This window comes from Paenibacillus ginsengihumi DSM 21568 (assembly GCF_000380965.1).
GTDB lineage: Bacteria > Bacillota > Bacilli > Paenibacillales > NBRC-103111 > Paenibacillus_G > Paenibacillus_G ginsengihumi.
This window is the reverse complement of record NZ_KB905554.1, coordinates 16,882-34,751: the sequence shown is the minus strand read 5'-3', so window position 1 is coordinate 34,751 and position 17,870 is coordinate 16,882. Positions and strand designations below refer to the sequence as shown.

The 17,870-nt window shown below is 57.5% G+C and carries 18 protein-coding genes; 3 read left to right on the top strand and 15 right to left on the bottom strand.

Annotation, left to right across the window (positions count from 1 at the left end; all coding sequences use genetic code 11):
• Positions 1 to 88 precede the first annotated feature (88 nt).
• Entirely contained in the window at positions 89 to 1,813 is a 1,725-nt protein-coding gene (gene acsA, locus F591_RS0105600; RefSeq protein WP_019533606.1) for an acetate--CoA ligase, read from the bottom strand.
• 234 nt (positions 1,814 to 2,047) lie between these two features.
• On the opposite strand from acsA, the gene F591_RS0105595 reads away from it, so the two are divergent.
• Positions 2,048 to 2,680 carry a GNAT family N-acetyltransferase gene (locus F591_RS0105595; RefSeq protein ID WP_019533605.1) on the top strand — a complete coding sequence of 211 codons (633 nt, stop codon included), beginning with the start codon at positions 2,048 to 2,050 and terminating at the stop codon, positions 2,678 to 2,680.
• 23 nt (positions 2,681 to 2,703) lie between these two features.
• On the top strand, positions 2,704 to 3,909 hold the full coding sequence (locus tag F591_RS0105590) for an acetoin utilization protein AcuC (RefSeq protein ID WP_019533604.1): 1,206 nt from the start codon (positions 2,704 to 2,706) through the stop codon (positions 3,907 to 3,909).
• 61 nt (positions 3,910 to 3,970) lie between these two features.
• Here the strand turns inward: F591_RS0105590 and F591_RS0105585 are convergent, their stop codons facing one another.
• A complete protein-coding gene (locus tag F591_RS0105585) occupies positions 3,971 to 4,537 on the bottom strand; it encodes a YkoP family protein (RefSeq protein WP_019533603.1) in 567 nt (188 codons plus the stop codon).
• A gap of 84 nt (positions 4,538 to 4,621) precedes the next feature.
• Complete coding sequence (locus tag F591_RS32620; protein WP_245580988.1) at positions 4,622 to 5,017, bottom strand: hypothetical protein; 396 nt, start codon at positions 5,015 to 5,017, stop codon at positions 4,622 to 4,624.
• Here F591_RS32620 and F591_RS0105580 point away from each other — a divergent pair.
• A complete protein-coding gene (locus tag F591_RS0105580) occupies positions 4,931 to 5,935 on the top strand; it encodes an MGDG synthase family glycosyltransferase (RefSeq protein WP_245580985.1) in 1,005 nt (334 codons plus the stop codon). The two genes, F591_RS32620 and F591_RS0105580, sit on opposite strands and share 87 nt — an antisense overlap.
• A gap of 89 nt (positions 5,936 to 6,024) precedes the next feature.
• On the opposite strand, the gene F591_RS0105575 is transcribed toward F591_RS0105580, so the two are convergent.
• The 12 genes from F591_RS0105575 to F591_RS0105520 all read right to left on the bottom strand — a co-directional run bounded on the left by F591_RS0105575 (position 6,025) and on the right by F591_RS0105520 (position 17,828).
• Positions 6,025 to 7,407 carry a glycine--tRNA ligase gene (locus tag F591_RS0105575; RefSeq protein ID WP_019533601.1) on the bottom strand — a complete coding sequence of 461 codons (1,383 nt, stop codon included), beginning with the start codon at positions 7,405 to 7,407 and terminating at the stop codon, positions 6,025 to 6,027.
• 59 nt (positions 7,408 to 7,466) lie between these two features.
• The gene (locus F591_RS0105570) at positions 7,467 to 8,168 is read right to left on the bottom strand and encodes a 5'-methylthioadenosine/adenosylhomocysteine nucleosidase (RefSeq protein WP_019533600.1); all 702 of its coding nucleotides are present in this window, start codon (positions 8,166 to 8,168) and stop codon (positions 7,467 to 7,469) included.
• A gap of 64 nt (positions 8,169 to 8,232) precedes the next feature.
• Positions 8,233 to 9,252 carry a catabolite control protein A gene (ccpA, locus tag F591_RS0105565; RefSeq protein ID WP_083935326.1) on the bottom strand — a complete coding sequence of 340 codons (1,020 nt, stop codon included), beginning with the start codon at positions 9,250 to 9,252 and terminating at the stop codon, positions 8,233 to 8,235.
• A 309-nt stretch (positions 9,253 to 9,561) separates the two neighbouring features.
• Positions 9,562 to 9,981 carry a hypothetical protein gene (locus F591_RS0105560; RefSeq protein WP_019533598.1) on the bottom strand — a complete coding sequence of 140 codons (420 nt, stop codon included), beginning with the start codon at positions 9,979 to 9,981 and terminating at the stop codon, positions 9,562 to 9,564.
• 153 nt (positions 9,982 to 10,134) lie between these two features.
• Positions 10,135 to 10,569: a VanZ family protein gene (locus tag F591_RS0105555; protein WP_019533597.1), complete on the bottom strand. Its 435-nt coding sequence runs from the start codon at positions 10,567 to 10,569 to the stop codon at positions 10,135 to 10,137.
• A gap of 10 nt (positions 10,570 to 10,579) precedes the next feature.
• Complete coding sequence (locus tag F591_RS0105550) at positions 10,580 to 11,116, bottom strand: type 1 glutamine amidotransferase domain-containing protein (protein WP_019533596.1); 537 nt, start codon at positions 11,114 to 11,116, stop codon at positions 10,580 to 10,582.
• A 43-nt stretch (positions 11,117 to 11,159) separates the two neighbouring features.
• The gene (gene ptsP / locus F591_RS27465; RefSeq protein WP_019533595.1) at positions 11,160 to 12,920 is read right to left on the bottom strand and encodes a phosphoenolpyruvate--protein phosphotransferase; all 1,761 of its coding nucleotides are present in this window, start codon (positions 12,918 to 12,920) and stop codon (positions 11,160 to 11,162) included.
• Positions 12,913 to 14,802, bottom strand: a complete 1,890-nt coding sequence (locus tag F591_RS0105540; RefSeq protein WP_019533594.1) for a glucose PTS transporter subunit IIA — start codon at positions 14,800 to 14,802, stop codon at positions 12,913 to 12,915. Before F591_RS0105540 ends, ptsP begins: the two co-directional genes overlap by 8 nt.
• A 211-nt stretch (positions 14,803 to 15,013) precedes the next feature.
• Positions 15,014 to 15,709, bottom strand: a complete 696-nt coding sequence (locus F591_RS0105535; RefSeq protein WP_019533592.1) for a hypothetical protein — start codon at positions 15,707 to 15,709, stop codon at positions 15,014 to 15,016.
• A gap of 136 nt (positions 15,710 to 15,845) precedes the next feature.
• Positions 15,846 to 16,496 (bottom strand): thiamine phosphate synthase, encoded by a 651-nt coding sequence (thiE, locus tag F591_RS0105530; protein WP_019533591.1) that lies wholly within the window; start codon positions 16,494 to 16,496, stop codon positions 15,846 to 15,848.
• Positions 16,497 to 16,499: 3 nt separating this feature from the next.
• The gene (locus F591_RS0105525; protein ID WP_019533590.1) at positions 16,500 to 16,928 is read right to left on the bottom strand and encodes a CoA-binding protein; all 429 of its coding nucleotides are present in this window, start codon (positions 16,926 to 16,928) and stop codon (positions 16,500 to 16,502) included.
• A gap of 66 nt (positions 16,929 to 16,994) precedes the next feature.
• Entirely contained in the window at positions 16,995 to 17,828 is an 834-nt protein-coding gene (locus F591_RS0105520; protein WP_019533589.1) for a C39 family peptidase, read from the bottom strand.
• Positions 17,829 to 17,870 lie beyond the last annotated feature (42 nt).

Genomic DNA, 17,870 nt, shown 5'->3' with positions numbered 1-17,870 from the left:
GCATCAGAACGCCGGGTTGTTTGTGTTCAAGAAGCGTTAGCGATCAGGCATCGCTGCATCATGTTGGCATAGCCATGAGGTTTATTTCTTAATCTTCGATCGTCGACAGATCGCCCGTCGGCAAATTGAGCTCCCACGCCTTCAGCACCCGACGCATAATTTTGCCGCTGCGCGTCTTGGGCAGCTTGTCGCGGAATTCGATCTCGCGCGGCGCCGCATGAGCGGATAAGCCGACCTTGACAAACTTGGCGATCTCCTCCTTCAGCGCCTCCGACGGTTCATAGCCTTCGCGCAGCGCGATGAACGCTTTGATAATCTCGCCGCGCATCGGATCGGGCTTGCCGATGACGCCCGCCTCTGCCACCGCCGGATGCTCGACCAGCTTGCTCTCTACCTCGAACGGGCCGACCCGCTCGCCGGACGTATTGATTACGTCGTCGATGCGTCCCTGGAACCAGAAGTAGCCGTCCTCGTCCATATAGGCGGAGTCCCCGGATATATACCAGCCGGGCACCCGGAAATACTCCTCGTATTTGGCCGGGTTGTTCCAAATTTTGCGCATCATCGACGGCCAAGGCGTCTTGATGGCCAGGTTGCCCATGCGGTTTGGCGGCAGGATGTTCCCCGCATCGTCAATGATCGCCGCCTCCACGCCAGGGATCGGCTTGCCCATCGAGCCCGGCCGAATCGTCATGGCCGGATAGTTACAGATCAGATGCGCCCCGGTCTCGGTCATCCACCACGTATCGTGAATGCGCTGGCCGTAGACCTTCAGCCCCCAGCGCACGACTTCGGGATTGAGCGGTTCGCCGACGCTCAGCACATGCCGCAGCGAGCTTAGGTCGAACGACTTGACCGCTTCGTCGCCCGCTCCCATCAGCATGCGGAAAGCGGTCGGAGCGCTGTACCAGACCGTGACCTTGTACTTCTCGATCGTCTTGTACCAATCCTGGGGGCTGAACCGTCCGCCGCGGATCACATTGGTCGCGCCGTTCAGCCAAGGAGCGAAAATGCCGTAAGACGTTCCCGTAACCCAGCCCGGGTCAGCGGTACACCAATAGACGTCGTCCTCCTTCAAATCGAGCACGATCCGGCCGGTATAATACTGCTGGATCATCGCATTGTGAACATGGAAGACCCCTTTCGGCTTGCCCGTGGAGCCCGAAGTATAATGAATGATCATGCCGTCCTCGCGGTCCACCCATTCGATGTCCAGCTCCTCCGAAGCGGAGGCCATCTCCTGATGAAAATCGACACGCCCTTCGCCAGGCTCCACCTGATCCCCGACGATAATGACGTGCTTCAGCTGCGGCAACTGAGCGGCCGGCACGCGCGGCAGCAGGGCCGGCGTCGTCACGATGGCCGTCGCTCCGCTGTCCTCCAGCCGATCCTTGACGGCCGTTTCCATGAACGCCTCGAAGAGAGGGCCGACGACCGCCCCTATCTTGATCGCTCCCAGCAAAGCGAAGTACAGCTCGGGCGTTCTCGGCATGAAGATGAATACCCGGTCGCCCTTCTTGATGCCCAGCTTGCGCAGGACGTTGCCGAAGCGGTTCGAATTCGCTTTCATTTCCTCGAATGTATACTTCTCGTCGCGCTTGTCGTCGCTGTAATACAAGGCAATCTTATCTTTGCGCGTCCCTTCGGCGTGACGGTCGATCGCCTCGTAAGCGATGTTCACTTTGCCCGACCGGGACCAGGAGAAAGCTTGTTCAACCGATTCCCAATTGAACCCAGCGCGTTCCTCCTCATAGCTTTTCATGTTCGGAGAGCTTGCCGTAGGTGCTATCGTTTCGATTTTCGTACGGTCCATGCGACTACCTCCTAATACCTATCGTTTTTATGATCCGGGAGAAAGAAATTGAACCGCTTTCAACCGGCGGTAATATATAACCTAATAATTGTATAACACACGGCTAATTATAGCACAACCCTTTCGCTGCGGCTATTTTTTTGGTACCATCAAAGGAGAGAAAAGGAACGCCTTCCAATAGAGGGAACTCCTCCGCGGACGAACAAGGCGCGGCTACGAAGGGGGCAGCATGCATTGAAGCATCTGAAAACTTATCATTCCAAAACCGTTGAGCGCAATAACTTACAGATTATCGTCGAGGGGCCCGTGCCGCCGGAGCAGCTCAAAACCTACAGCATGCATCCCGAGCTCGACGCCTTCCGCAGGCCGCCGGAGCAGTTCGCGGCGCTCGTGGAGATTGCGGAGCTTCCTGAAGGCCGCATCCTGGTCGCCCGCAAGGATCGCCTGATTGTCGGTTATGTGACTTTTCATTATCCGGATGAGCTGGAACGATGGTCGGAGGGCGGCATGGAAGATTTGATCGAGCTTGGCGCCGTCGAAGTAGCCAACGAGTACCGCGGCCTGGGCCTGGCCAAACAATTGATTCGGCTGGCGTTCGAGGGCGGACAGATGGATCGTTATATCGTTTATTCGACCGAATATTATTGGCACTGGGATTTGGAGAGCAGCGGACTCAGTGTATGGGAGTATAGAAATATGATGGAGAAGCTGATGAAAAGCGCAGGGATGGTCTGGTTTGCCACTGACGATCCGGAAATATGCTCGCATCCGGCCAACTGCCTGATGGTGAGAATCGGCAAAGAGGTGCCGCTGTCCTCCGTCGAGCAATTCGACCGGGTGCGCTTTCGCCAGCGGTTTATGTACTGAGAACATATTGGGGGCCACAAGCGATGAGCAACAATCGTTCGACGTCCTGCTCGGATGCCTTGTTTATTTATAACGAGCGGTATACGGAGTACCGCTTTCACGAGACTCACCCGTTTAACCAGCGGCGTCTTGTGCCGGCCGTCGACCTGCTTCGGACGGTCGGCGCTTTACATGCCGGGAACAGCTTGACCGCGGAAGAGAATATCGCGACAGAGGAACAGCTGCTGTACGTGCACAGCCTGGAATATGTGAATGCTGTGAAAGCGCTTAGCTCGCTGTCCCCCAATCCGGAATGGCAACGCAAGGCGGGAACGTTCGGCCTGGACACCGAGGATACGCCTTATTTTCCGCGCATGCACGACATCGCCTCGCGGCTGGTGGGCGGCTCCATCGCCGCCGTCGACGCCGTCATGTCGGGCCGTACGGCTCATGCGCTGCATTTGGCCGGGGGTCTTCATCATGCTATGCCGAGCAAAGGCTCCGGATTCTGTATCTACAATGACGCGGCGGTCGCTATAGCGCATGCCAAGCGAACCTACGGGTGCCGCGTGCTGTATATCGATACGGACGTGCATCACGGCGACGGCGTTCAGTGGAGCTTTTATACCGATCCAGACGTATGCACCTTCTCCATTCATGAGACCGGCAAATATTTGTTCCCCGGCACGGGAGCCGTGAACGAACGGGGCGAAGATCGCGGCTTCGGGGCGAATGTCAATATGCCTGTCGAGCCGTTCACCGAGGACGAATCGTGGCTCGAATGCTTCACCGAGGTGCTGGAGCGAACCGCGGCGCATTTCAAGCCCGATCTGATCGTCTCCCAGCACGGCTGCGACGCCCACGCCTTCGAGCCGCTCGCTCACGTTCACTGCAGCATGAACATTTATCGGGCGATGCCGCAGCTGATCCACCGGCTCGCTCATGTCCATTGCGGCGGTCGATGGGTCGCCCTGGGCGGCGGAGGGTACGACGTCTGGCGGGTTGTGCCGCGCGCCTGGAGCCTTCTGTGGCTGGAAATGTCGGCCCACCCCCTGCTCGCCGAGCTCGGGCGCAGCCCGCACCTGCCGCTCCCGGACGAATGGCTGAAGCGCTGGCAGCCGTACAGCAGCGAGAAACTGCCGGACACCTGGCTCGATCGGACGGAAGAATGGGTTCCGATGCCGCGCCGGACGGAAATTGTGCAAAAAAACCGCCAAATGAAAGCGTTGGCGATGCTGTATTTAAGCTGACGGCAGCGGGGAGCGCGGCCTGGAGCAGCTGCCTGCTTGCGCGAATTGCCTCTGCTCAGGCCTAACGCTTGTGCCCGTATCTTTCCAACAGCGTTTTTTTGGACATGACGATATATTTGGGCGATTGTTTTTTAAATGTCTTGAGCGGTTGCGTCACCGAGAGCAAATAAATCGGCAAAATGGTCAACCATTTGAACAGCCTGAACCATGGACTGACGATAGGAAAAATGTCAAAGCCCAGAGGCTTGCAGCCTTTATTCAATGTGCTGATGCCCACGATGCCCCGGATGCGCTCGGACTGGGGATGACTTTGGACATAATCGGCAATGCCGGGAAGCGACCGCTCGATCGCCTGGTAAATATAACGGCCCCTTTGCAGATCGTTGCGAATCGATGAAAGACCGCGCAATAAAACAACATTGTGCAGATGGATTTTAAGCAGCAGATCGCCCTTGTGCAGCACGGTTCCGTCGGCAAGCGTGCCGCCCCGCCCGCGAAAGCGGGTGAGCCTCACCCGGAAAATGTTGTTGTCCGACTTGGGGCCGACATAAGTCAGCCGCGTTAGCGAATAATAAACCGGGTCCAATATGTTCCAAATATTGATAACGTACGACTTGACATTCATCATCGCTCTTCCCCTTTAACGCCTTCTTTGAACGCCTGCGGTTAATATTTATTTTTGCACCAATTGCGTCAAAATTTTAAAGGGACTTTAAGGAGAACGGAAGCGCTTGCCGATTGCCGTTACACTGCGGCGATGTTGGCCTTCTCCGCCGCTTCCTTCGTCAGCGCAATCCATCGCGTTTCCAGTGAAGAAGGCAATTGTCAGCGGTAAATCGTGGCGCCGCCGCAAGTGATACATATCTTCGCGCCAATCGGTCAACATACCTTGTAGACTGATCGATTCGTGGGGGGATGCTACTTGAAAAAAGCGCTGCTTATGCCACTTCTTTCCATGCCATCTGGCCATCATCAAGTTGCCGACGCGCTCGCCGCCTACTTCCAGCGCGAAGCTCCGACAATCGTCTGCGAAAAAGCCGAGCTTCTCTCTTACGCGCTCGGAAAGCTGGAATCGATCGTTTGCTTCTTCTATACCGCTTGGATTCACCGGTTTCCCCGCACCTACAGCCGTTTATACCGGTATGCGGCCTATCGCCACAAGCAAGCCTCACCGCGTTTTCGCTCGTATGAGCTATTCTTTTTGAAACCGATGCAGCGCATTCTGAGCGAGCAGAAACCGGACATCGTTCTTTGCACGCATTGTCTGCCTTCCTACTTGGCCAGCCGCCTGAAAAGAAAAGGACTGCTGTCTATTCCGGTCGTGAATGTGTACACCGATTTTTTCGTCAACGATGTGTGGGGCATCGAAGGCATCGACCTTCACTTCGTCCCCGATCAGCATATCAAGCATATGCTGCTGGAGAGAGGAGTTTCTGAACGGCAAATTGTCGTCACAGGCATCCCGGTACATCCCCATATCACGGACAAAGCGGAATCGCGCGGCGCATCCGCCCCTTTGAACGTGCTCGTCTGCGGCGGCAGTCTCGGAGCCGGCTTCATGAAGCGGCTTATTCAACAAGCGAGTCCAGGCGGAAACGTGCGCTACATCGTGCTGTGCGGCAAAAATCGCCGTCTGTATGAGGAACTGGCCGCCTTGCGCAGCGACTTTGTCATTCCGCTGCCTTATATCAGTTCGAGAGAAGAAATGAACAGGCTGTATGATCATATCGACCTTGTGCTGACGAAGCCGGGAGGCGTCACGGTCAGCGAATGCCTGATCAAGGGCATCCCGATCATCGTGTATCACGCGCTTCCGGGACAGGAGGAAATCAATCTGCAGCATTTGCTGCGGCTCGGCTTGGCCGTGCATTGGCACGATTGGGCGGAGGGCCATGTCGAAGAGCGAATCCATGCATTATGTAGCAGCGGCAGCGAGCTTGCTCAATGGAGAGCCCGCATGACGCGCTACCGGCAGCAGCTCGCCCGGCATGAGCTTTCCGATGCGATTCGGCGAATGATCCGCTAACGGTAAGCTGTCATTTCAGCGCCGTCAAGCGCAGCAAGCCTCCGCCGGCCGCTTGCGTGCGGGTCCATTGGAGGCTTGCAGGTAATGTATTAGAAGTCGATCTTGGCGTCGAGAAACGCCTTGAGCTCGCTGATCGGCATGCGCGTCTGCTCCATCGAATCGCGATCGCGCACGGTCACTTGACCGTCCTGTTCGGACTCGAAGTCGTATGTGATGCAGTACGGTGTGCCGATTTCGTCATGGCGACGATAACGCTTGCCAATGGAGCCGGCTTCGTCGTAATCGACCATATAATGCTTGGCCAAGTCCTCGAACACTTTGCGCGCTCCGTCGGACAGCTTCTTCGACAGCGGGAAGACGGCCGCTTTATAAGGAGCGAGGGCCGGATGCAGGTGCAGCACCGAACGGCTGTCGTCGCCTTCCAGCTGCTGCTCCTCGAACGCGTCGATCAGGAACGCCAGCGTTACGCGGTCGGCTCCGAGCGACGGCTCGATGCAGTAAGGAATGTACCGCTCGTTCGTCTCCTGATCGATGTAATGGAAATCTTCGCCGGAATGCTCCATGTGCTGCTTCAAATCGTAGTCGGTGCGATCGGCGATGCCCCACAGCTCGCCCCAGCCGAACGGGAAGCGGAACTCGATGTCAGTTGTCGCGTTGCTGTAGTGCGACAGTTCGTCTTCCGAGTGATCCCTGAGCCGGATGCTCTCTTCCTTGATGCCGAGCGACAGCAGCCAATCACGGCAGAACGATCGCCAATATTCGAACCATTGCAAATCTTCGCCCGGTTTGCAGAAAAATTCAAGCTCCATCTGCTCGAACTCGCGGGTGCGGAAGGTGAAGTTGCCCGGCGTAATCTCGTTGCGGAAGCTTTTGCCGATCTGGCCGATGCCGAACGGCAGCTTTTTGCGCATCGTGCGCTGCACGTTCTTGAAGTTTACGAAAATGCCCTGTGCGGTTTCCGGCCGCATGTACACGACGTTGGCGCTCGATTCGGTGACGCCCTGGAACGTCTTGAACATCAGATTGAACTGGCGAATCTCGGTAAAATCATGCGATCCGCAATCGGGACAGCCGATATTGTGCTCCTTGATAATCTCCGCCATTTGCTGGAAGGACATCCCGTCCACGATCATTTCGATGTTTTTCTCGCTAAGCGCATTTTCGATCAGCTTGTCGGCGCGGTGGCGCGCTTTGCACTGCTTGCAGTCGATCATCGGGTCGTTGAAGTTGCCGACATGGCCGGAAGCGACCCATGTCTGCGGGTTCATCAAAATAGCCGCGTCGAGGCCTACATTGTACGGCGATTGTTGAATAAATTTTTTCCACCAGGCGCGCTTGATGTTGTTCTTGAGCTCAACGCCGAGCGGACCGTAATCCCACGTATTGGCCAGTCCTCCGTAGATTTCCGACCCGGGAAAAATAAAGCCTCTGTGCTTCGCAAGCGCTACGATTTGATCCATCGTTACAGCCATTCGTCTAATCTCTCCTTCGTCATCTGCACCATACTTGAATTTCGGGATGCCCCGCGCGCTTACAGGCGCCGAAGCATCTGTTCCACGATGCGGTAGGAATGCTCGGAGGCTTGAACCGTAAACTCCGCAAAGTTGACATGCGCCGAGCCGTCCGCCTTGTCGGACATCGAGCGGATCACGACGAACGGCAAGCGGTTCATCGAGCATACCTGGGCGACCGCGGCGCCTTCCATCTCCGTGCAGCTACCGCCGAGCTCGCGGTAGAGCCGGCCAACCGTCTCCCGGCTGGCGATGAACTGATCGCCGGACAGCACCCGTCCCGCCTTGACCCTGCCGGGAAACAGCTCGCCGGCCGCCTCCATGGCCAGCACTCGCAGCGCTTCGTCGGCCACGAACAGCGAAGTGTCCTCGTAAGGAATCGTTCCCCGCGGAAAGCCGAGCGCCGTAACGTCCATGTCATGCTGCAGGCATTCCGTCGATACGACGATATCCCCAACCTCCAGCGACGGATCGACCGCCCCGGCGACGCCGGTGAATACGATCGCCTCCACACCGAATGTGTCGATCAACAGCTGCGTGGTCACGGCGGCGTTGACTTTGCCTACGCCGGATTTGCACAGCACGATCGGCTTGCCCTGAAATTCTCCTTCAAAAAACGTAATTCCGGCCTTCACCGATTCGGCCGGCTGCTGCATATGCCCATGGAACAGCTCGATTTCTTCCTTCATCGCGCCAATGACGCCGATCTTGCTGTAAGCCAAATATAACCCTCCCATTCATTCCGGAAAGGACGGAAGCGTCCTTTACAAAAGAAAGAGGCTCACGTTATAAATGAGCCACCGAATTTCTATGAATAACCTCGTGCGGCAATACAACCTGCGTGAGCTCCGCCGTATCCTTCGTCTCTTTATTCATCAGCTTCGTCAGCAGCCTCATCGCCACCGCCCCGATGTCGTACATCGGCTGAGCTACCGTCGTAAGCTGCGGCCGCACCATGGAAGCCATGCGAATATTGTCGACGCTGATCACAGATACGTCGTCAGGCACCTTGAGGCCTCTATCCTGCAGCGTATGAATCGCGCCGATCGCCATCTCGTCTGTCGCCGCGAAAATCGCCGTCGGACGCTCCGGCAGCTCCAGGAAATAGTTGGTCAGCTCAAGGCCGGATTCATAGCGGTAATTGCCGACGCGCACATACTCCTCGCGCAGCGGAATGCCGGCATCCTCCAAAGCCTTCTTGTAGCCTTGATAGCGCGCAAAACCGTTCGCCGGGTCCTGAAGCGTGCCGGAAATCATCGCGATATTCTTATGCCCGTTCTGAATCAGCACGTTCACCGCATCGTAAGCCGCCTTCTCGTGGTCGATGTCGACCGACGGGATCAACCGCTTCTCATCCGCTGTGGCGCAGAGCACGACAGGCACGGAGGATGTCTTGAACGCCTGAACATGGTCGTCGGTAATCGCCCCGCCCATGAACAATAGCCCGTCTACCTGCTTCTCCAGCAGCGTATTGACTACGCGAATTTCCTTTTCCTTCTTCTTGTCCGCGTTGCATAGAATAATATTGTAATGATACATATTCGCGATATCTTCTATGCCCCTGGCCACTTCCGAAAAGATCGAATTGGATATATCGGGAATGACCACGCCGACGGTTGTCGTCTTCTTGCTGGCCAGACCGCGGGCAACCGCATTAGGACGGTACCCAAGCCGTTCAATCGCTTCGAAGACCTTCTTGCGCGTCTGCGGCTTTACATTGGGATTGTTATTGACTACCCGCGAAACGGTCGCCATGGAAACGCCTGCTTCTCTGGCTACATCATAAATGGTTACAGTCACGGACATTCTCTCCAATTATTGTAAGATATAGAGTACGATCCTTGTAATTAGATTTATCATACGACAAAAAGCACGTTTTCGCAATGAACTTGGACATTTCCTAGCATTATAGTACCAAAAAAACGCAAAAAAGCCAACTGCCGCCCGGCAGAGGCTATTCATCGCGCTTTTTCCCTGTATTCCGCCGCTTGACGAACGGGGAGAAAGCGGTCAATGATTTGCGCGTTCAGGACAAAACGCCTATAACGAACGAAACTTCGTCATCGGTCGTCGCCTGCGGTGTTGAAACTTTGTCGATGGATACCGCCAATGATTTCAAGATAAATCATGCGCGGATAAAGAGTGCTTGGCAATTTGGGACAGCCGCCCTCTGACGTCCGCCATCCAGGCTTCGTCCTGCAGCGATTGGGCGAGCAGAAGCAGGTCCAACAGCTCATTGACCCGCTCTTCGATAATCTTCTCCACCGGGTCGGCTTCCCGCGATTTCTCGGAGGCCTTCAGCATCAGGCCGGCGATTTCGCTAATCTCCTCAAAATGCAGCAGGCTCTTGTCCGGCTTGGCGCCAAGCTGCTTGATCAGGCCGGTCAGTTCCGGCTTCACCTCGGCGAACACCTCGCTTCGGTTGCAGTCATCGCAGGAGAATACCGGAACGTTCTCGATCTCCACTTTGTTCTGATAAATCACGGTTCGCAGACGAATATTCATATTCGTGCCGCACTGGCAAACCTTATGCAACAAATACCACTCCTTTGTAAAACCAGCCGACGTTTGCTTTATTACAATCATTCGATTTTCCGTCGGCAAACTCCTGCCCGCAGCCTCTAGCAATATTTGGCGCAAGCGCCTGGGACGGCCATCCGGCTGCGAACAGCGCCGCCTTCCGAAGCTTCAGCCAAAAAAGCGGACAAGCCGCGCAAAGCGGCGGTATACGGCAGGAACGGACATCAGGAGCATGGCCAGCGCGGCCCCGATTCCGTCATTGCGCAAATCCGCAACGTCGGGCGTTCTCCCCGGAACAAACGACTGGTGAAATTCATCTGTCAAGCCGTAAAGCAGACAAAGAGCTACGATGCCCGATTTCACGCCAAGCGTGAGGCGCTTCGGTCTCCAGGCCCACAAATACGTCAGCGCCAAAATGAAATAGGCGATAAAATGCCCCCAGTCGAAGCTTTTCATGAAGGGGACCAGCCAGCGAATTTCGTCGAGCCAGCCGCCAAGATCGTCCCCCGTTCGCGACGACAGGTAATAGATCACCGCCATCCAGCCGGCAGCAGGCAGCCAGCGCACAAGGTGCGCCGCGCTCCTCGCCTTCCCTTCCGCCACGGGCGCTCCTCTAGGATCGTCCCGCATATTCCGCAAGCACTCTCACGAATTCGCGGGTGAATGCCGGCAAGTCCGGCGGACGTCTCCCGGAGACGATGTGGCGATCGACGACGACCTCCCGATCGACCCAGATCGCTCCCGCATGCTCCAGGTCGTCCTTGATTCCCGGCGTGGAGGTCATCGTGAAGCCGGCGCAAATTTTGGCCGAGGCGAGCACCCAGCCGGCGTGACAAATGTGGGCGATCGGCTTGGACGCTTCGTGAAATTCGCGCGTCAGCCGCAGCACCTGCTCGTAGCGGCGCAGCTTGTCCGGCGCCCAGCCTCCGGGCACGTAGAGACCGATATAATCCTCGGATTTCACTTCATCCAGCGAACGGTCCGCTACGAGGGGCACGCCGTACTTTCCGCGATAAGCGCGGCCGGCCTGCAGGCCGGCGGTGTGCACCTCGCAGCCGGACTCGCGCAGTCTCAGTACCGGGTACCACATCTCCAAATCCTCGAACTCCTCGTCGACGAATGCAAGCACCTTGTATCCTTTCAGTTCCATTGTCTTACCTCCCGCTTGTTGGATTTTGCAGCTTTTCCTTATGTCAGCCTTGGGCAGGCGGAGCCGCATCGATCTCTCTCGCAATGTCATGCTGCGCATATTTGCCCAGCACCTGCGCAATCTCCTCGCTCGATCCGCAGCCGGCCAGCTCCTCCCATATTAGCGCGCTTTCGCTGGCGCGGCTTTGCAGCAGGCTGTTCTTGACCCGCAGTATCGACTGAACCGACATGCTCAGCTCCGATATGCCGAGCGCGATCCACAGCGGCAGGGCGCGAATGTCGCCGGCCAGCTCGCCGCAGACGCTCACATGCGTGCCGAAGCGTCTGGCATTGTCCACGGTGCTTTTGAGCATGCGCACAACGGCCGGGTGGAACGGGTCGTACAGATGGGCTACCGTCTCGTTCATCCGGTCGACCGCCAAGATGTACTGCACGAGATCGTTCGTGCCGATGCTGAAAAAGTCGACCTTCTGCGCGAGCAGGTCGGAAATCATGACGGCGGCGGGAACCTCGATCATAATGCCCACTTTGATGGAAGCATTGAAGGGCTGGTTCTCCCACTCCAGCTCCCGCTTCGCCTCAGCCAGCACCTCGTTGGCCGCGGCCAGCTCCTTCAGCGAAGAAATCATCGGATACATGATCTGAATGTTGCCGTAATGGCTCGCCCGCAACAGCGCCCTCAGCTGCGTTTTGAACAAATCCTTGCGGTCCAGCGAAATGCGGATCGAACGATAGCCGAGCGACGGATTTTCCTCCTCCGGAAGCTCCAGGTAATCGAGCAGCTTGTCGCCGCCGATATCCAGCGTCCGGATCACGACGCGCCTGCCCTCGAGCCGTTCCGCCACCTGCTTGTAGACGCGGAACTGCTCCTCCTCGTCGGGGAATGTCGAGCGGTCCATGTACAAAATCTCGGTCCGGAACAGCCCGACGCCGGACGCTCCGTAGCGCAGCGCCTGCTCCAGCTCGCTGACCGAGCTGATGTTGGCCGCGAGCTGAAACGGCTGGCCGTCGGCGGTGCGGGACGGGAACCCCGCAAGCTTCTGCAGCTTCTCGCGGATCGCGATCAAGGAGCTTTGCCGCTCCTCGTACTGGCGGATGACAGACTCCTCCGGGTTGATGTGAACAACCCCTTCATCGCCGTCCAAAATCAAATAATCCCCGGTCTGGATCGGCGTCTCCAGCTTGCCCTCCAGGCCGACGACATAAGGAACTCCCATCGCTCTGGCCATGATGGCCACATGGGACGTTTTGCCCCCCAGCATCGTGACGATTCCGAGCGCATGCTTCGTATCCAGATGCACCATCTGCGAAGGGGATAGCTCCTTGGCTACGAGAATATAAGGCTTATCCTTCGGCGGCATCGTCTCCTCCAGCGCGCCGAGCAAATGCTTGAGCAGCCGGTTGCCGACGTCTTTAATGTCCAGCGCCCGCTCCTTCATATACTGATCGTCCAACAGGTCGAACATGTTGACGAACTTTTCGATCGCTTCCTTCACGGCCACCTCGGCCGCCTTGTACTGCCGCTGCATGATCCCCTGAACCTCGTTCATAAAGATCGGATCTTCCAAAATGGCCAGGTGCGCATCGAAAATTTGCGTCTGTTCCTCGCCAAGCACACTGACGAATTCCTGCTTGATCTGCTCGATTTCGTTGCGGGAATGACGGATGCCGTCGTACAAGCGTTCAAACTCGTAGGCGAGATCCGCTACGTCGATCAGCTTCTCGGGAAAATCCCATTCCCAGGCGGGCAGGACGAAAGCCCTGCCCATCGCAATCCCGGACGAAGCCCCAATGCCGTCAACCAAGCGTGTCCCCTCCCCCTGTTGCCGCCGACTTGAGTACAACCGACATGACGGACGCCTGCCCTTTTTTGACCGCCTTATACGGAGCGAAGCTCCACGATTTGACCTTGTCGGTATTCGTAATCAGCATCGGCGTTGCCAGCGATTTGCTGTTCGCTTTTACTTTTTGCAGATTGAATTTGACAAGCAGCTGCCCCGGCTCCACCTCATCGCCTTCCTTGACGAATGCGGTGAAATATTTGCCCTGCAGCTGAGCCGTATCGATGCCGATATGCAGCAGCACCTGCAGCCCCTCCTGCATTTCGATCCCGACCGCGTGAAGCGACGGATAGACGTGAATCACCTTGCCCTTGACCGGCGAGACAAGCTCGCCTCTGTCCGGAAGAAACGCCACACCGTCGCCGACCAGCTTCCCTGAGAAGATCTTGTCGGGGACCTCCTCGAGCGGAATCATCCGACCCTGGATCGGCGAGCTGAACATGATGCGCTGCACGTCCTTGCGCAGCACCTTCATAATCTCTTCGCGGATCAGCTCGGAATACGTGCCAAACACGACCTGCACGTTGCCGCCGCCGAGGGAGATGACTCCCTTGGCGCCGAGATGCTTCAGCGCGACGGTGTCAATCAGCTTCTCGTTCTCCAGCGTAAGCCTTAGCCGGGTAATGCAGGCTTCGATGTTCTTGATATTTTCCTTCCCCCCGAGCGCTTGCAGAATGAGCGGAGAGCGATAAGGAATGTCGCCTGCCCATTCCTCAAGCGGCGAGCCTTCCTCCCGGCCGGGCGTCGGTATGCGGAAGCGGCGGATCGCCCAGCGGAACAGCACATAGTAAATGAGACCGTAAGCCAGGCCGAGCGGGATCAGCAGCCAGCCGTTGCTCGACAGATGAAGATTGATCAAGTAATCGATCGCCCCGGCGGAATACGAGAAGCCGTGGCGGATGTTCAGCTCGTAAGCGATCCACATCGCCGCCCCGGACAGAATGGCGTGCCCGACGAACAGATAAGGCGCCACGAACAAAAAGGCAAACTCGATCGGCTCGGTGACGCCCGTCAGGAACGAAGCAAGCGCCGCCGTCAGGAACGTTGCCCGGATTTTCGGCTTAAGATCCTCCCTCGCCTCCTGAATGATGGCCAGCGCGATCGCCGGCAGCGCGAACATCATGATCGGATACAAGCCGGCCATGTAAATGCCCGCCGCAGGGTCTCCGGCAAAAAAACGCGGCAGATCGCCGAACACCGGCTCACCATCCGCATCGTAGGCGCCGAGCTGGAACCAGAAAAAATTGTTGAACACATGATGCAATCCGGACGGGACGAGCAGCCGGTGAATGATGCCGTACAGGAACGTGCCGAAGCCTCCCAGGCCGAGAATGGCGTTCGTAAGCGCCTGCATTCCGGAGGACAGGAAAGGGCCGATCTGGATCATCACAAGGCTGAGCACAAATACAGCCAGCCCCATCAGCACAGGAACCATCCGGGGGCCGCCAAAAAATTGAATATATTCAGGAAGCTGTATATGCTTGCAGCGATGGTAGAGAATGGCCGCCATCAAGCCGATCAAAATCCCGCCGGGCACGCCGAGCTGAAGGTAGGAGCCGAGAAAATGACGGATCGTCTCGTTGAACATATAATGTCCGATGAGCGCTGACATGCCGGCAATTCCGGCGCTTTCCGTCAGACCGAGGGCGACGCCCACGGCGAAGATGAGCGGCAGATTGGCGAAAATGGCCGAGGCCGTATAAAGAAAAATGTCCCGCGCCCCGGGAAGATGGATCGCTTCCCATGGAAGATGGCCGAGCCACAAGGCGATGGCCGCGACCGGCAGCGTAATCGTCGGAAGCATGAGCGAGCGTCCGAGCTGCTGCAAATTTCCCATCCAGTTCAATCGGGCCTTTTCCTCCCCTCGTTAAGCAGTCTATTCTCGATGGTAAAGCTACGCCCGCCTTTTGTCAATGATTCGCCTGCCACCTGCCAGGAATGAACGGCTGCGCGCCCCTTCTGCAAGAAACGATCTTCGTCGCTCATGCTCCTGCGGGCAGCCTGCGCAGGTGCAAAGAAAAAGCGGGCCCCCAGGACCCGCTCATTCGCATAGATCATTAAAACGAAAAACGGTTGTTCAAGCCGTACTGGCTTTGCGCCGGCTGCATCGAATCAGCGCGCAAATACGCATCGTGGCCCTGCTGGTTGCCGCGGTAGTTCGCCAAATGGTACGACTGCGGGCTTGCCTGCTGGCCGAATGGCTGGCTAGCAGCGTACGGCTGGCTTTGGCCGAACTGCTGGGCTTGATTCGCGCTGCCGTATTGGCTCGCCGCTGCGGAGCCGAACTGGCTTTGCGCCGGCTGCATCGAATCGGCGCGCAGATACGCATCGTGGCCCTGCTGATTGCCGCGGTAGTTCGCCAAATGGTACGACTGCGGGCTTGCCTGCTGGCCGAATGGCTGGGTGGCAGCGAACGGTTGGCTTTGGGCGAACTGCTGGGCTTGATTCGCGCTGCCGTATTGGCTCGTCGCTGCGGAGCCGAACTGGCTTTGCGCCGGCTGCATCGAATCGGCGCGCAGATACGCGTCGTGGCCCGGCTGGTTGCCGCGGTAATTCGCCGTATGATAGGATTGTTGGTTTTGGAACGAAGCGTACGGCTGGGAAGCTCCGAACGACTGGCCAGCGAATTGGTTGCTTGCCCCTGCGTTGTACTGCGATTGAACAAAGCCTACCGGTTGGTACTTGTTCTCGATACCGCGGTACTGGGAAGCTTGGTTTTGAACATTGTTTTGCTGAAAACCTTGGCTGTACATGGAAATCCTCCCTGTTAACATATTGTAAGTCTTCCGGTGCCGGCACGTATGTCCGGTCTCTGCCAGAAGCCTTTCTTATTGTCTTCAAGGAGGATTTTTTTTATAACTTTGTCCGGCGGCGAATTTTCGCTACCACTTATGACTGCTCCGCGGCGGTCACCCGCGCCAGCAATTCCTTGGCGGCGGCAGCGGGGTCGGGCTGCTTCGTAATCGCGCTGACGACGGCGACGCCGGCCCCGCCCGCCGCGATCACCGCCGCCGCGTTGGATGCGGTAATCCCGCCGATGCCGACCAGCGGCATGTCCGGACGGAGGGCGGACACCTCGCGGATTAAGCCCGTGCCGATCGGCGCGCCCGCATCCTCTTTGGTCGATGTAGCGTATATCGGACCTATGCCCAAATAATCGGGCTCGGCAGCCAATGCGGCGTTGGCTTCTGCCGTCGTGCCTGCGGAGATGCCGACGATCTTGTCCGGCCCAAGCAGCCGCCGCGCGTCGGAGCCCGGGATATCGTCCTGACCGACATGAACGCCGTCGGCGTCAAGCAGCAGGGCGACGTCGACCCGGTCGTTCACCAGAAAAGGAATGCCGCGGCGGCGGCATAATTCGCGCAGGCGGCGTCCTTCCTCCAGCACCTGCGGCAGGGGGGCGTTCTTCTCGCGCAGCTGCAGCATTGTCACGCCCCCGTCCAGCGCCGCCTCGGCAATTTCGTATGCGGACAAGCCGACGTGCCCCTCGAGGCCCATCACCAAGTAAACTTTCAAGCTATCGCGAACATGCTGGCGCAAGGCTTATCTTCCTCCCGGAAGGAGGATGGCGTCCTCGACCTTGATGCAGCGGTCCATAATGACCGTAAGGCCCCCCTCGGCGGCGATTCGCGCCGCATCCTCGTTATAAATGCCCTGCTGCAGCCACAACACCTTCGCCTTGATGTTTACCGCTTCCTCGGCGACAGGCACCGTCTGTTCGCTTCTGCGAAAGACGTTGACGATATCGACCGGCTCAGGAATGTCCGCAAGCGAGGCGTAGCATGTTTCGCCCAATATCGTTCCGGATACGTTCGGGTTGACGGGAATAATCCGGTACCCCTTCTTCTGCATTGCCTCCGCAACCATATGCGAGGTGCGGTCAGGCTTGTCCGACAAGCCGACGACGGCGATATTGCCTGCTCCTTGCAGCAGCTCCTTGATACGTTCTCTGGACGGATTTTCGAACGCCATGCGCTCTTCAGCTCCTTTCGGCGATTGAGATGCTATACAGCCTTGGTCGAATCCGGTACGGGCGCTTCAGGAGGCGGGCAAGTATGTAATGGCCTGCCGCCCCATCGCTTCCCACGTTTGCACAAACTGCTCTTTGTTCAGCTTGTAGTTCGCTTTGCCGGAATACGGGTCGTTCACATATACGTGCTGTTCGTCGTAGCCGACCAGCAGCACGGCATGCTCCTTGAAGGTGGTTCGGATCGGACCGACCGGAGTATCCCACGTCACCCATTTGCTCGGGACTTGGAAATCGATCGTCGTCCAGACGACGACCGGAACGCCCTTCCGAAGGTGCTCCTCAATGTCCTCGAACGGCTTGCGGGTCAGGTCGACGGCCGCCGGGATATACTGCTCAAGCAGCTCGAACAGAGCCGTATGATAGATGCCGAAGCCGATCGATTTGCGCGTGACGTCGCCGACAAAACCGGTGTTCGGGTTCCCCCAATACGCGATGGAGCCATCCTTATTGTAGCGGATCGGCGTAGGGTCCTTCTTCATTTCGTCGGCCAATTCCAGCTTCGTTTTGCTGATGCCGGAGAACTGCAGCAGCATCGTCAGACTTGTGACCTCGCAGCCTGCCGGAAGCTCGGGACGCTGCCTGACGATCGGCGCTTCAATCAGAACCGACTTCGGCGGCTCCGGCTCGGAAGCTTGCTCGGCCGCTTGCTGGCCGCTTGCCGCCGAATCGGCCGCGTTCGCATCCGCGACCGCCGCTGCCGCTTGGGCGACAGGCTCTTCAAACCAGGCGTTCCCCGTTATTTTGGCATACAGCAGCACGCCGAACACCGAGCTGGCGAAAGCAAGACCCGCAATCAGGAAAAGCCCGAACGTCACCTGCAGTCCTTTCCAAATTACCGACACAGCCTATCCCCCCCTTTCGCGAGGCATCGTTGTTGTAAGCGA